The sequence below is a fragment of the Sphingomonas qilianensis genome, from assembly GCF_039614825.1.
In the GTDB taxonomy this organism is placed as follows: Bacteria; Pseudomonadota; Alphaproteobacteria; order Sphingomonadales; family Sphingomonadaceae; genus Sphingomonas; species Sphingomonas qilianensis.
The window spans coordinates 117467-131415 of record NZ_JBDIMF010000008.1; the positions used below are offsets into that span (position 1 = coordinate 117467).

A 13949-nucleotide genomic window follows, 5' to 3' on the forward strand; every position below is an offset into this window, starting at 1 on the left:
ACCTCCGCTCGCTTGCCGATGGTCTATTCTGCGGCGACCGCTAGAATCATCTCTGCGGTGTCGTCGTCCTTGGCTGCGGCAGGATACGGATGGGCCAAACAGTCGTTGAACATCTGCGCGTAATAATAGATCGTCATATGACGGCCCTGAATCACCGCGTTGAGATCTTCACGGCTATGGACTAGCTCATTGATCGCGCGGCGCGTCTCGTCGAGATGCTTGGCGTCGAAACCGCTATGGCTGCGCAGAAATGTGACCGCGTCCGATCCGTAGCCGTAATGCGAAGTAAGGAGATCGGCCATGCTGCCCGCGGTGGACGCGCCCAGTCCTTCGGTGATCGACGCGACGCCTAGGATGCCAGCAGGATTGCCGTAGGTGGCCATAAAGTAATTTTGGCATACCAACGCCCAAGCGCCTGGTAGCGGCTGCCCCGCGAGCACGGTCTCTGGGTTCTCGCCGAAATTGCGCAGATCCTTAATGCAGAACAAGTCGTGATTGTTCTCCTCTTCAGTCTGCTCGATGAACCAGTTGCGCAGGCCGCGTCGATCATCCTCGCAACGGGCGCCAGCCAAGGCTAGCATCCGCGGCGTGTGACGCACCATGTGATAGGTCTCGCGCAGGTAGGCGATATATTCGCCGCGAGTCAGGCTACCCCCCGTAAGGTGGAGAAGCATCGGGTGGGTGCCGATGTAATGTCCGAATTCTTCGCTGGTCGCCGCAACGACCTGATCATATTGTGTCATGCCGATTCGTTCCTCAATGCAGTCAACAGCGACTGATGCAGGAATTTTGAACGGAAGTGGGGCGGAGGGTTATTGCTAGTTTTTACAGTGCCGGTACCGGCTTGCCGGGCTCGCAACGCGGGCCATATATTAGCATAATCGGCGTCGTTTAGCCGTAGCGATCCATAACTTTCCACTGAATCTAACGACTTTATAGCTTTATCGTGACTATTGATTCTCTGGTGACGTGTAATACTGCGACCCGCATCGCGGACATCGAGTCATTGACGGTAAAATAGAAGTATGAGTACTATCGGCCACCGTATCCATTGTGAACGAGGAGAGCGATGAGCATCGTACTCGACAATATCAGCCATTCGGTTGAATTATGTACCGGTGCGGCGTCGCCCGCAGCGATCCCAACCGTGCTGGATCAATTCGGCAGCAGCTTCGGCTTCGACCGCTATCTATTACGTATCAGTATGCGCTCACGCGGCGGGCCAAGCCGGAAGCTACGCGTGACGAACTATGCGCCGGGCTGGCTTTCACACTATCAGGAGGCAGGGTATGCGATGGTCGATCCTGCAGTCAGCCACGCGCGAGACCAGGCGGGTGCCGCCTGCTTGCAGGGCTTGCTCGACAAACCTTCGCGATCACGCAAACTGAAGCAATTCTCTGATGACATCCGCACCGCCAAACTCATCCAAGGCATCACCGTGCCGCTGCGGACCGCGCATCTCGCCGGCTTTCTCAACTTACATACAGCCGACACGGCACCATCACACCAGACGGTCAGACATTCTGCGATTATTTTTGCTGCAGGCCTGTCGGACATGCTCACCCGGCTTTTGCTCGTGGAAGATGAACGGCTCGACTATGACAAACTCACGCTACGCGAGAGACAGGTGTTGTTCTGGGCGTCCGCAGGCAAGACCGCATGGGAAACCTCAGTTATTCTCGGCATCACAGAGCGCACCATCGTCGCGCATTTGATCAACTGCGCTGAGACGCTCGGCTGTTCCAACCGCTCGCAAATGCTTGGCCGGGTAGCCTTTCTGCTCGATAGCGATCCGGCGCTCAACATTTATCGGTTAGAGTTATGATGTAATGAGACATCCGTCCTAGATCTATAAATCAGAAGGGGCTGCTGACCTTGGGGGCGTGCATGCGTCTGCATGCAAATGCATTCCGTAACCTGGGCAATTACGTAGGTGCCATCACGGCAGGCTTTAGGCGACATGGTATTGGTTGCGGCTCTTTCGTTTCCGAAGAAAACGGACAGCACCATATGGCATGCCATGCTGGAGCCTTGATTTCCTCCCGTCTCCGCATTCTGTTCCTCGCCGGCCAGGCAGGCCTGGGTGATTCGGCGAACGGCTTTCAGCCGCTGACCTAATGGGCGGCCTGATACGCTGACAGATATCTATCAGTGCCGGCGAGACATACTTAGACTTCAATACCGTACTCACTTACCAGAATCATTTCTTCGGCATTGCAGTCATTAGGCACTGCGTTGACCGTTGTAATTGTCAAGGCGAGAGGCATCGACTATCAAGCCGAGAAGCTCGACCTTAGAAGCCTCCTTCAGTATATTTGAACGAAGCACAATGATATGACGTGACCGCCGTCTTTCATCCAGGCAACCAGAGACCGACTGCTGTTGTCGCGCAGGAACGCAGGCGAAACAACGGGCGGGTTTAAACCCGCCCGTTGCTTTTCGAGTTCGGCGACGAAGGCCGCCGGTGGGGCGTAGCCGAGCGAGGAATGCGGCCGCTCGGTGTTGTAGTCATCGACCCAGCGCGCGAGGATCGAGCGCGCCTGGCGAACGGTAAAGAACAGCGTCTCGTTGAGCAGCTCGTCGCGCATGCGACCATTGAAGCTCTCGACGAACCCGTTCTGCGTCGGCTTGCCCGGCGCGATATAGTGCCACTCGACGCGCGTCTCGCCCGACCAAACCAGCACCGCGTTCGAGGTCAGCTCGGTCCAGTTGTCGCTAACGATCATCTTTGGCGCACCGCGCTCGGCAATCAAATCGGCCGGTTCGCGCACCACCCGCTTGCCCGAGATCGACGTGTCGACCAGCGCTCGCAAACACTCGCGCGTCACATCATCGACGATGTTGAGGATGCGGAACCGCCGGCCGGTGGCCATCTGGTCATGCACGAAGTCCAGGCTCCAGCGCTGGTTGGGCAGCGCCAGCACCGGTGCGGGTGCTCGCGCGCCGACGGCGCGCTTGCGTCCCTTCCGGCGACGCACCATCAGACCTTCCTCGCGGTAGAGCCGCTGGGTCTTCTTGCGGTTGATCGTGATGCCGTCCCGGCGCAGCAGGATGTGCAGCCGTCGATAGCCGAACCGCCGACGCTGCTGCGCCAACTCGCGCAGCCGCGACCGCAGGTCGCCATCATCTCCCCGGCACGACCGATACCGCATGCTCTTGCGATCTGCCCCGACGACAGCACACGCCCGCCGCTCGCTCATCCCCAGCGTCGTCTGGAGATGCGCGACCGCTTCCCGCTTCGCGGCAGGCGTCACCATTTTTTTGACAGCAGGTCCTTCAGACCTGCGTTGTCGAGCATCGTGTCCGCCAACAGCCGCTTGAGCCGCGCGTTCTCCTCCTCGAGCGCCCGCAGCCGCTTCGCATCGGACACCTCCAGGCCGCCGAACTTGGCCTTCCACGCATAATAGGTCGCGCTCGACATGCCGTGCCGTCGGCACAGATCCGTCACCACCGCACCCGCCTCGGCCTCCTTCAGGATGCCGATGATCTGCTCTTCCGAAAACTGCTTCCGCTTCATCTGTCCGTCCCTTCTTCCGGGGTCGGACTCTAGCTCCAACTGGAGGAAAAAACGGGGGTCACGTCACCTGCCGTGCGCTGCTTGTAAAAAGGGCACAAAAAAGCCGCCGCAGGGGATCCTGAGACGGTTTGGTATATGGTATCCGATGGTTGCGGGGACAGGATTTGAACCTGTGACCTTCAGGTTATGAGTGCTGTTGCGGCGCGTACGCTCAACTACGCAGACGTTCCTTGTTTCTCGCGTTTTCAGGGACTTAGTTGACTGTCGGCGCGATCAGGGCCTGACTGATCCGCGCAGCATTTCGCTGCCACGCGCGCCCTCTTGCTTCCGCCATGCTGCCGCAGCGGGGGGGCTGCGATGCACGGTAGCAGGAGATCACGATGGCTAAATTGTCGAAGCGGCTGGTGGAGAGCGCGGACGTTCGTGCGACCGAGTACATGATCTGGGATGGCGATATAGCTGGGTTCGGCATCAGAATCCTGCCGTCAGGGCGGCGAAGTTACCTAATACAATACCGCGTCGGCACGCGATCTCGTCGGGTGACGCTCGGCGCACACGGCATCCTGACCCCTGAACAGGCGCGCAATCTTGCGGTCCAGGCGCTCGCCGCCGTGAGAGCGGGCAATGACCCTGCTGAAGACCGCAAGCACCGGCGGGAGGCGATTACCGTGCGCGAACTGTCCGAACGCTTCGATCGCGAGCACATATCGGTACGAGTGAAGGAAAGCACCGCAAAGGAGTATCGGCGCAACCTGCAACGCTTCATTCTCCCCGCCCTTGGCCGGCTGCGCGTCGAGGAGGTCACCCGTGCTGATATCGCCAAGTTCCATCACGATCTGCGGCACATCCCCTACCAGGCGAACCGGAACATTGAGATCATCTCCAAAATGTTCAGTCTGGCCGAGATGTGGGGACTGCGGCCGGATGGTAGCAATCCCCGGCGCCACATCCGCAAGTACGTCGAGCACAAGCGCGAACGGTTCTTGGGCGGCGCAGAGCTGCAACGGCTGGGCGAAGTTCTCGGCGAGATGGGAGCCGAGCGCGTCGAATCGGCCTCGGCCATTGCGGCGGTTCGCCTGCTGGTGCTGACGGGCTGCCGCCTGAACGAGATCATGAAGTTACGTTGGGAATACGTCGATCTGCCTGCTGGCATGCTGAGATTACCGGATTCCAAGACCGGCGCGAAAGCCGTACATCTCGGACAGGCCGCAGTTGATGCTCTTGCCGCACTCAGCCGCGACCCCTTCAATCCCCACGTGATCCCGGGCACCCTCCCCGGCAAGCCGCTGTCGGATCTGCAGCCGTTCTGGCGACGTGTTCGCGCTCGTGCTGGTCTCAAGGATGTGCGCATCCATGACCTGCGCCATACTTATGCATCGATTGCCGTGGCTGCCGGACAGAGCCTGCCGATGATCGGCAAGCTTCTTGGGCATACGCAGGTGCAAACCACCGCCCGTTATGCTCATCTGGCCGGCGATCCGGTCCAAGCCGCAGCAAATGATGTTAGCAGCGCGATCGCTGCAAGCTTCGGCTAACCAAAGTTGATGCGGGTCCCTCCAGCTCTTGCTCGATGCGAGCGCGAATGTGTCCGGCTCACTGAGCACGAGGCTGTTTTTTTTGGGTGGAAACCGGCCGGCCGCTTCCGGGCGCCTTTCGCCGTAACCGGCCCTTCGTTCATGCGGGTGGGCGTGGGCGTAGTGCTCAACAAGGCGGGATTGAGAACCGACGGATTAGGCGCTCAAATGGCAATAGCGGACGTTTGTTCAGGAGTTGGTTCTAGCAGCATCGCGCTTAGTCGCGGTTGCTCGATCCGCCGGATGGCAATTACGAGAGACGTCGTTCGTCCCGAGCGAGGCTTACCACTTAACGGGCGATTCCTTTTCCTGCGGTTTTCACGAAAGTTTCACGCCCGATCGCTGATGGCTTGACGCGGGCCAGTGCACAAGCGGGGCGTCGGCAATCGGGCCGACGGCAGAAGGAATACCGCGATGAGCCGCTGCTTTCTCAATTGCGCCGCACTGGCGCTGACATTGTCCGCCACACAGGCGGTCGCATCTTCGGCCCATCAGGTCGATACGCTCGACGAATGGGTTCAGCATGCCAATAAAGAATTGAAGCGATCGATGGTGCCTCCGCGCGACGGAAGCGGCGGCAAGAGCACCGTTACCTTCCGCCGAGGTGCCGATGGGCGGCCAACCGATATCGTTGTACTGACCCGTGGCGGTCATATAGCGTCGGCGGCGCGGCGGAGCGTGTCGCGGATGCGTAATCTGCCGCCGTTACCCTCAGGCTTTACGCCCGACCAGCGGATCACCATGCACTTGCTGGTTGGCGACGCAACGAACCAGTACGACTTCGAGCGCGAGAATGCAAAGATGGTAGCCAGCGCCAAAGCCGCCAACGCGAAGCTGGCGGCACGCGTGTCTAATGTTGCTGTCGCGTCGATTGGCAGCCGCCGCTGAGCTGGCGGTCGATGCGATGATCGAGGTCTGCCGCTGGGGAGTAGGCGGGGATAGGAGCGGGACGGCCACGTCCCGCTCCCATTCGTTGTTACGGTCTGCTATTGACGAAGTAAGGTTAGCATGACGCAAGTCATCAGTATCACCGATATTGCACACCCCTCGCATTGCGGTGTCGTTCGATGTCCGAAATCGGCTCGAAGATTGAGATACAGTTGCTCGGCAAGTTCGCGATCGTCAGCGGGGGGCGCGATGTTTGTCCGCGTGGCCGAAAGGCGCGAGGAATCCTTGCTTATCTGGCGGCCGCGCAGTCGCGGAGCGCGACGCGTGAATGCATCGCCGAGTTGTTTTGGGGAGATCGCGGCGAGGAGCAGGCGCGCGGCAGCCTCCGCCAAGCCGTCGCGGAAATTCGGTCTAGTTTCGGAGATAACTCGACGATTGTCGTATCACGCGATTCCGTGGGGCTCGAGCCTGCCGCCATTACAACCGATATCGAGGAAATTCTTCATTTGGCCGCCGTTCGAGACATTCCGCGGCTGGCAAGCCGTTTGGAATATTTGGCTGGGGGCTTCCTGGATGACTTGTCGGGCGTCGCGCCAGCATTTGATGACTGGCGCGCCCTTGAGCGCGTGCGTCAGTATGACAGGCTGGTGTCAGTCACGCTCGAAGCGGCGGGCATGAACGGCGCGCGCAATACGGCAGACCTGCTCAAGATCCTTCGCGTACTTGATCGGTTCGATCCGCTCAACGAAGCGGTAGCGCGGTTGGGCCTTCGCGCTGCGCATGCATCAGGCGATTCTGCGTCATTGCATCGCCAATACCGGCGATTGATCGAGGGCCTAGCTGCCGAGTTTGGAACGCAGCCGTCGACCGAAACGCGCGACTTGTTCCACGAGCTAACTTCGATCGCAGCGCAGGTGCCGTCGCCGCAAATCGCTGGCTTGCCAACGCGGAGGGCGCCGACGATGCCGCCCATGATTTTGGTGAGTTCACTGGGATACCGCGCTGACGACGACGTTTGTCGCGATGTAGCAGGCATGTGTACCGACGATGTCCGCGCGGCGCTCAGCCGGTATCCGTCGATCCGCGTCGTCGCGCTCGAGGCATTGGAGGCGGATCGGGTCGTCAGCGTGTGCGCTAATGCCCTCGCCGCGTACATGCTGTCCGGCCGCATATCGCGCCTTGACGACGAGCTGCGCATCAACTTACAAATTGGCAATATTGGCAGCAATGTCATTATCTGGTCGCAGCAGCTTCGCCTACCGGCCGATACCATCGCCGAGGCGATTGATCATATCGTGGCGAAAGCAGTGGGCGCGGTCTTGCCATCAGTCGATCGCGACTTGGCGGAACGGATGGTCGACGCCGACGTCGACGCAGGCGACCTGGTACGGCGTTATGCAAAGGCGCGCGGACAGGTTAAAACAGCTCGCACGCTAGCCAATGCGCAGGCGGGCGCAATGGTGCTACAGGAAATTATCTCATGCGACGCGCGACACATTGGCGCGCGGATGCTACTGGCGCAACTCTACAACACTGATTTCTGGCAGCGCATGGCCGGCCACGACGTCCGCGGGCATCGCGCTGAGGCATTTCGGCTGGTGCGGGAGGCGGCGGCAATCCAGCCCGGCGACGCCCAAATCGGCATCAAGCTGGCTTGGTGCCACCTCCGCGCTGGAGAGTGGAGGCTCGCCGAGCGGGGGCTTCACGCAGCGGTCGAAGGCCTGCCATATGACGCCGACGGCATTAACGAATGCGCGTTCGGATTCTTCCATTTGGGCAAGCTGGCGCTTGCCGAACAACTGATGCAGCGTGCCTTCCTACTCAACCCGTTTCCACCGACGGACTATCACGCCGATTTCGCCGCAATCCTCGCTCTACGCGGCGAGGCGTTAGAGGCTGAGGATCATTTCGAAGTGTCGGGCGAACAAGGCTCACAATATCTCGCGATCCGCCTTGCCAATATCACGCGGCTGAAGGGCGAGGACAATCGCCGCCGTACGCTGGCGACGGCGTTCTCCACGGCCTTCGATGCGGCCTGGCAACCCGCGCGCGTGGCGCGCCTGGGCGATATAGTCGAATGGCTCTCTTACACTTTGCCAATGAAGCTGCCTGAGCATGCGGCGTTCCTGCGCGATGGGGTCCAGACGGCGCTTGGGGGTACCTATCGCGCTTAGGATAATGGCGCGAGAATGGGCTTTGCCGCTGCCATCGTTTCCAACAGCATGTGCACGTCGGCGGCCTTGAACGAGGGAATGTCGGCAAGTTTTGCGGGATCGACTGATGCGAGCGTGGCTGTTCGCTTGCGGTATTCGGCCAAGCATGCGCGCCACGTACGGCAATCATAAGGCATTGTCCGAGCGATCCGTTGCAGCATCCGGCGTTCGTGCGCGGGCAGTCCGGCCTGCAATAAGGCCGCTTCGGCATCCACCAGCGCGATCGTGAGCGGACGGTTTCCCAACGCAGCCGGCGCATGCGAAAGCATGACCGCATCGTCGCGCGTGACCAGTCCATGACGATAAAGTTCGAAAATGACGCCTACACCGATCATGCCATGGGCCCAGAGTTCGGCGGCACGGAGTGCTCCCAGGCTGGCAGCGCCGTATACGGTCACTCCTTGCGCGATAAGATCCAGTATCTCGTGATGCCACACGCTGGGCGCGGCGGCAAAACACCCATCGACCAGCGCGACGGCAGGTGGCGGTTTGCACAATAGCCGCGCCAGATCGCCGCAGATTGCGGGCGGCAGCACTTCGAACGCCGTCGGCACCTGATCGGCGGGAAGGCTGGGGCCGATGAATATGACTGGACGGTTACCAGCGGTCTTTCGGACAACGGTGGGCGGAGGTACGGAGCGCGGCGGTGACAAGGACGTCTCGGCCCGCGCACAATCCAGCAGTCCCGGAGCAAGCACCCGTACGACCGCGATCGTCGGCATCGGCGGCTCGTGGTCAATCACCATTAACGGTAATGACGAACGCCTTCCTGCAACGCTAAGCAGAATGTCGATCTGGGCGGTTGCATCGGTTTCGCCGTGGTGCTGGACGTCACACCAAGCTACCGGTCCCGGCCCAAAACTGAGGCTGCCGAACACGATGCCGAACCACCGTGCATCGGTATTGCCATAATCGGCCGCGCTGAGATCGTCGCGCGCCCCGGCCACCGCTGTCGCTAGTGCTTGCGCCGCCTCTAACAGCGCGCGCAGCAACGCGGTCGTGCGATCGGTATGGCAGCCCGAGCCCCCGACCGGTGCCAGCGAAGCGTTGGCCCGCCACACCAATGCGCATTCGAACGCCGCGATGCTGTGTAATTGGCCGGTACTCCAGACGCGCAGGTCGCAACTCGCAGCGCGAAAGCGGCGGAGGATCGCGCACACGACGGGTTCGTCGACGCTGTCGAGATCCAGCTCCAACCGGCGGCGTTCTTGCGGCGAGCTTCGGTTGAACAGCACGCTCATGTCGCGTTCGACTAGTTCAGCGACCGCGTTGGCTACTGCTTCAGCGCGGGTGTTGCCCGTCGCCAGCCCGCTCGACACGGGCACCACGTCGGTCGCGGACGAACGCATAAAATCGAGCGAAACTAGATCCCACGGCGCCAGATACCGGCGGCCGTTGCACAGCCCGGTGGCCGTTATCCAGTGACGATCGACGTCAGGATCGAGAAGGATTGCGCCGGCTTCGCGCGGCGCGGTGCGCCAGATGCAGATATCTTCGCCGGCCAGCTTTTTGAGCGGCTGAAACGGGCCTTCGGGAACGAGCCGTTCGGCCAAGTCGTGCTCGACCGCTTCGAGTAGCGCCGAAACTTGTGCTGCCATAGGAGTGAGGCCCTTGCCCTGCGACACTGACAGCGATCGCGACTGGGGACGAACTGCTTGAAATACTGGAATACCCAGTGGGGTCAGCCCGGTCAGATCGGCCAGCCGGGTTACGCCAGCACGCACTGCGGCTATCCGCGCATCCGCAAGGGTCTGCGATAGCGGTCGCGTCCGATACTGGCCGGCAGGAGCGGTCCAGTGTTCGGATTGTTCAGTGAATATTGTCGTCGCTGCCGGAGTTATTGTTGATCGTGACGGACACCAAAGCGCCCCGCGAAGATTGCCCACGCGCCAGCAAGCCGCCGAAAGCGCCAAGGCCGTGCTCGCCGCTGGTCGGCAGCGGCAGCGCGCGCAGAGGCCGAGCACCGAAGAGGCCGTTGAGAATTTGGGGTGTCAAGCCGGTGTCGGTACCGGGACCAACCAGCAGGATGCGTTCGCAGACAGCATAATGAGTCGCGTCCCCTGCTACAATTTCGACAACGAAATGGGTTGTTGTTTCCAGAGACTTAGCAGGTGGGGGCTTTGCGTCTTCTTGCATATGACTTCCCAATCAAAGGCCTATTTACGCAAGCTATGTATGACGCATATCAGAATAGCATTACTTGGTGAAGGTGATGACATATTTTACGTCCTTGTTATATTTTTGCATAAGAATCCAAATTTCTGGACATGACATTATATCGGCTGTCGCTCCTCCGTTGGTAATTGTAAATGGGGCTTTGAGGCTCTGTGGGCGGTTGATCTTGGGCATTATTTCAACATGACAAGCCGGAAGGATACCACCGTAGCAACACGTACCATTGGTCGCCGAGGCCTCCGAAGTAATAGTCAAGAGGACCGATTTGGTCGACGCTGAAACCTGCTGGGCGGGTGGACCGCCGCATTACATAGGCGCGCTTGTCAAAGGCGGTCCCGGGTCAAATGGCGATATTGCCCATTATAGCAGAGGTAGCAGGAGCCCATCCGGTCACCAGTATTTGGCAAAGTGTCAGGGACTATTGGGTTAATGATATCGCCGTGGCGCCCATAGATAGGTGGATTTTTCAACGCCGCCTTGGTCATCCGTCAACCCAAAAGCTCGAGCGTGGTCGTATTATGAGAATGAACGAGTGTCTGGTTCAAGGAATTGTAAACAGGCTGCTGCGTGGCCGTTTCTGGGTCAACGCGGCGGCGAGGCGGTCGGCAGCTCTCGACCAACTCACGCCCTTCTATGCTCGCGCCGGAACGGCAGCTTCAGTGGTCAAAGCCGACATCTCCGGCCGATGCCTAAGCGGATGGGAGCGGCGCGGAGGTTGCCGGTCGCCCTGAAGTTGATGGATACCTTAGTTCGGCGACCTGAGTCCGTGCTATACTGGCTTCACATCAGGCCGACTGAACGCGCCAGCTACGTCTCTAGCGTGACAAAGCTAGGACGTGATCGGTGTTCGGCACTGTCTAACATCAGGCGCCCTGGTCGGCCGGCTATCGACTACCCCGACACTCATCAGATCAACAGCCCAATATGCGTCACAGCGATGTTCCGCCAGCCAGATCATGCGAGCGGACGCCGTGATCGGATCAACCGAGCCCTCTGAATCGCAGCTCTGATCAAATGCGGGTTCGAGGTCCGCGTTGGGGTGATTTGTTTTCTGTTCCAGTGAATAGTGATAGAATACCTTGACCGGCTGACAGCGTACGACTGCCTGATCGAACGGCCCGTTGGGCATGGACTCGCCGCGACCAACATGGGAGCGGGAAAAGCTGTCCTGTATCATGTGCAGCAGGGCGCCCAGCGCCGCCCGGCGGATCCTGTCCTCGCTATTGTTTTGTGTGCAGCTCGTGGAGTTGAAGATAAAACTGCATGTCTGCCCAAATAGCGAAGCGACGGTCCACCGATCGCAGAAGGGGAAGGCTGCGGGGGCCAGAGCGTCTCCGGCTGCACCGTACTGACGCGCCGTGGTACAGAAGGGCGCGCTGCTCTTTACCTCGCCTGTTGACACCCTGAACGCCAAGGCGGTCCATTCCAGCATCATGGTGCGCGTCGGCTCAAAGGCTTCCGATCCCGCGCTGGGCGACATTGCGTGGAAGAACTGCAGGGTCCCGTAGTGGCTGTTGCACATCAGCCCGGCGAAAAACTCGCGTCCAACATAGTTCAGGCACCGGTCGGCACCGACATTCGCGAGAAACTTGAGAAGACCTGTGGTCGAAGACTGGCGAGTGGGATCGTCGGGCCAGCGTGTCTCACGCAGGTATTTGCGCCCGTGCAGAGGCTGCTTGCGCAAGGGCGTCGCTGCGGTCGGCAGGGTGCACTTGATCGGATAGACCTGACCGCGGGCCAAACAGTCGATTGCTGCCGCTGTCATCCGCTCATGGGGTTTCCCCTTGATCCGAACGTAGTAGGCAGCGACCGGATTGGCGGTAGCCAGCACCAGGCTGCAGGCGGCTGCTACGGCAAATGCACGCATAACTCTTCCCCTTTTTTTGCTTATCCAGGCAGGCGCGATGCCGGCAGCCCGTTTCTCGACAGAAAGGCTTCGAGCCGTCGACGTAACCCGGTTGGACCATCCAGTCCTAGGCAACGAAGAGCATTGTTTTGCATCACGCCGGCGACGGCTTCGTCATTAAGACCGCATTCTGTGAGGAAGTCAGCGACGCGGTGCGGATAGCCGCCACGGCGGGGATATTCCTTTTCGATCCCGAGCATTACCCAATCGCTTCCATAAACCAGATGCCGGCCAGCGGGGTCGAATGCCGCCAGATAGGCGCGAAGCCCACCTTGGGCCCGCTTCCTTTCTTGGGGGCGAAAGATATCCGAGAGAAAGCTGATATCGGCATAGAGCCGGCACTCGGGGCGAGCCCGGATGTACCGACCAAAGGCTGCTTCCCAGGTCTTTGCAAAGGGGACATCGCCCGAGCAGCTGCCGCCCGGGGCTTGACCGTCCGCATAAGTGCCAAACCGGCCGAAGTGACCGAGCACGATCCGCAAATGAGGATGATGATCAGCGACAGGCAACCAATAGGAAGGATCGGCACGGCGACCAAAGTTGAACCCGGCCATGTTGGAGTTGGCCGCATGGGCGAGGACCGGCGCATCAAGGTCCACGCATAGCTGCCAGAGTTCGTCCAGCGCTTCGTCGATAGCGCGCCCGGTCGGGTCCGAGCCGCCGAACGCGTCCTCGACCTTGGGGGGGTAGGTTTGTCCCGCCCCGGCGTTGCCGCTCGCCCGAAAACCCATCGGAGGATAGACCTTTACGCCGAGGAAGCCGTGATCAACCAAGGCATCTTTCACGATTGCAAGCGGATCCCAGTCGTCCCCCGGGCGCAACTTGCCAGCCCGAAAGAGCGCCCGGCGCAGGGGATCATAGGCCATGTAGCCGTGGACGGCGGGCAGGACGGGGTCTCTCGACAGGCGCGCCGCGGCAACCATCTGGTCCGGAATCGGTGAGGTAAGCGGCGCGTCTAGCCAATGAGAGTAGTCGACCAGGGCCGGACAAAGCAGCTTTGCTTCAAACCCGCTGGCATGGTTCGCCGCGACAAGCTCCCGGGCCAGCGCTCTTCGCGACGAGCGAAGGCTTCGCAGCCAGCCGACGACACTCTTCAGGTTGGGGGACAGGCCGCTCGACCGTTCACAGTCGGACCTGGTGACGGTGCCCAGCCCTTCCGCGTGGCCCTCAGCAAGAGCCTGTTGTGCGTCGGCCTGGGCCTTCGCGAGGCTGGTTTCCTCCGTCGGCGTAAGTTCCATGGTCTGATCTGCGAGACCGGGGGCCGCCGCGGCTTCGGCCTGGGCGCGGACCACACCGGTCTGCAGAAGACGTTCAATGGTATTGAGCGCCTTAGTTAGCGCTAATTCCCACGGCCGCAGTGGCCCGCGATGGGCATAATTTTTCAGCATTACGGTCTGCGTGAAACGTGCTGCCGGAAGGTCAGTGACATTGAACAGGTGGCAATGCACGTCGATGAGTGGTTTCAGGGCAGGAGCGCTAGGACCTGGCAGTCCACCGTCCTCGCCGGCCCGACAGGCTGATGTGCCGACAAAGGGGAGTAGTGACAGCACGTGAAGCAGGGTTCTTCTGGTCCATACATGAAGCCCCAGCTGATCTGCCATGACATATTCCCCTGCCAGGCCGCACCGCACTCCCGCAGTAAACACTGCGGATACGGTCTTGAGCCCCAACATCTA

General features: G+C 60.3%; 11 protein-coding genes. 5 read left to right on the plus strand and 6 right to left on the minus strand.

Annotated features, from left to right (window positions below; all coding sequences use genetic code 11):
* Positions 1 to 23 precede the first annotated feature (23 nt).
* On the minus strand, positions 24 to 743 hold the full coding sequence (locus tag ABC969_RS16205) for an iron-containing redox enzyme family protein (RefSeq protein ID WP_345866200.1): 720 nt from the start codon (positions 741 to 743) through the stop codon (positions 24 to 26).
* A gap of 326 nt (positions 744 to 1069) precedes the next feature.
* Here ABC969_RS16205 and ABC969_RS16210 point away from each other — a divergent pair, with 326 nt between their 5' ends.
* Positions 1070 to 1825, plus strand: a complete 756-nt coding sequence (locus ABC969_RS16210) for a helix-turn-helix transcriptional regulator (protein WP_345866201.1) — start codon at positions 1070 to 1072, stop codon at positions 1823 to 1825.
* 62 nt (positions 1826 to 1887) lie between these two features.
* Positions 1888 to 2118: a hypothetical protein gene (locus ABC969_RS16215; RefSeq protein ID WP_345866202.1), complete on the plus strand. Its 231-nt coding sequence runs from the start codon at positions 1888 to 1890 to the stop codon at positions 2116 to 2118.
* A gap of 188 nt (positions 2119 to 2306) precedes the next feature.
* Here the strand turns inward: ABC969_RS16215 and ABC969_RS16220 are convergent.
* Positions 2307 to 3517 (minus strand): IS3 family transposase gene (locus ABC969_RS16220; RefSeq protein ID WP_345866203.1). Its coding sequence is split into 2 segments (ribosomal slippage): positions 2307 to 3256 and positions 3256 to 3517, totalling 1212 coding nucleotides; the frame shifts between segments, so codons are not numbered across the junction.
* Positions 3518 to 3897: 380 nt separating this feature from the next.
* Between ABC969_RS16220 and ABC969_RS16225 the strand changes: the two genes are divergently transcribed.
* The 3 genes from ABC969_RS16225 to ABC969_RS16235 all read left to right on the plus strand — a co-directional run bounded on the left by ABC969_RS16225 (position 3898) and on the right by ABC969_RS16235 (position 8153).
* On the plus strand, positions 3898 to 5052 hold the full coding sequence (locus ABC969_RS16225) for a tyrosine-type recombinase/integrase (RefSeq protein ID WP_345866204.1): 1155 nt from the start codon (positions 3898 to 3900) through the stop codon (positions 5050 to 5052).
* Positions 5053 to 5505: 453 nt separating this feature from the next.
* Positions 5506 to 5979 (plus strand): energy transducer TonB family protein, encoded by a 474-nt coding sequence (locus tag ABC969_RS16230; RefSeq protein WP_345866205.1) that lies wholly within the window; start codon positions 5506 to 5508, stop codon positions 5977 to 5979.
* A gap of 179 nt (positions 5980 to 6158) precedes the next feature.
* On the plus strand, positions 6159 to 8153 hold the full coding sequence (locus ABC969_RS16235) for an AfsR/SARP family transcriptional regulator (protein ID WP_345866206.1): 1995 nt from the start codon (positions 6159 to 6161) through the stop codon (positions 8151 to 8153).
* Here ABC969_RS16235 and ABC969_RS16240 read toward each other — a convergent pair.
* The 4 genes from ABC969_RS16240 to ABC969_RS16255 all read right to left on the minus strand — a co-directional run bounded on the left by ABC969_RS16240 (position 8150) and on the right by ABC969_RS16255 (position 13874).
* Complete coding sequence (locus ABC969_RS16240; RefSeq protein ID WP_345866207.1) at positions 8150 to 9916, minus strand: YcaO-like family protein; 1767 nt, start codon at positions 9914 to 9916, stop codon at positions 8150 to 8152. The genes ABC969_RS16235 and ABC969_RS16240 overlap by 4 nt on opposite strands.
* An 85-nt stretch (positions 9917 to 10001) precedes the next feature.
* A complete protein-coding gene (locus ABC969_RS16245; RefSeq protein WP_345866208.1) occupies positions 10002 to 10328 on the minus strand; it encodes a hypothetical protein in 327 nt (108 codons plus the stop codon).
* A gap of 868 nt (positions 10329 to 11196) precedes the next feature.
* A complete protein-coding gene (locus ABC969_RS16250; protein WP_345866209.1) occupies positions 11197 to 12234 on the minus strand; it encodes a hypothetical protein in 1038 nt (345 codons plus the stop codon).
* Between the two features lie 20 nt (positions 12235 to 12254).
* Positions 12255 to 13874 (minus strand): amidohydrolase family protein, encoded by a 1620-nt coding sequence (locus ABC969_RS16255; protein WP_345866210.1) that lies wholly within the window; start codon positions 13872 to 13874, stop codon positions 12255 to 12257.
* Positions 13875 to 13949: the final 75 nt, after the last annotated feature.

Bases quoted from the DNA above. Each gene is read 5' to 3' on its own strand.
- ABC969_RS16205 (WP_345866200.1), bottom strand. From the start codon at position 743: ATGACACAATATGATCAGGTCGTTGCGGCGACCAGCGAAGAATTCGGA.
- ABC969_RS16210 (WP_345866201.1), top strand. From the start codon at position 1,070: ATGAGCATCGTACTCGACAATATCAGCCATTCGGTTGAATTATGTACC.
- ABC969_RS16215 (WP_345866202.1), top strand. From the start codon at position 1,888: ATGCGTCTGCATGCAAATGCATTCCGTAACCTGGGCAATTACGTAGGT.
- ABC969_RS16225 (WP_345866204.1), top strand. From the start codon at position 3,898: ATGGCTAAATTGTCGAAGCGGCTGGTGGAGAGCGCGGACGTTCGTGCG.
- ABC969_RS16230 (WP_345866205.1), top strand. From the start codon at position 5,506: ATGAGCCGCTGCTTTCTCAATTGCGCCGCACTGGCGCTGACATTGTCC.
- ABC969_RS16235 (WP_345866206.1), top strand. From the start codon at position 6,159: ATGTCCGAAATCGGCTCGAAGATTGAGATACAGTTGCTCGGCAAGTTC.
- ABC969_RS16245 (WP_345866208.1), bottom strand. From the start codon at position 10,328: ATGCAAGAAGACGCAAAGCCCCCACCTGCTAAGTCTCTGGAAACAACA.
- ABC969_RS16250 (WP_345866209.1), bottom strand. From the start codon at position 12,234: ATGCGTGCATTTGCCGTAGCAGCCGCCTGCAGCCTGGTGCTGGCTACC.
- ABC969_RS16255 (WP_345866210.1), bottom strand. From the start codon at position 13,874: ATGGCAGATCAGCTGGGGCTTCATGTATGGACCAGAAGAACCCTGCTT.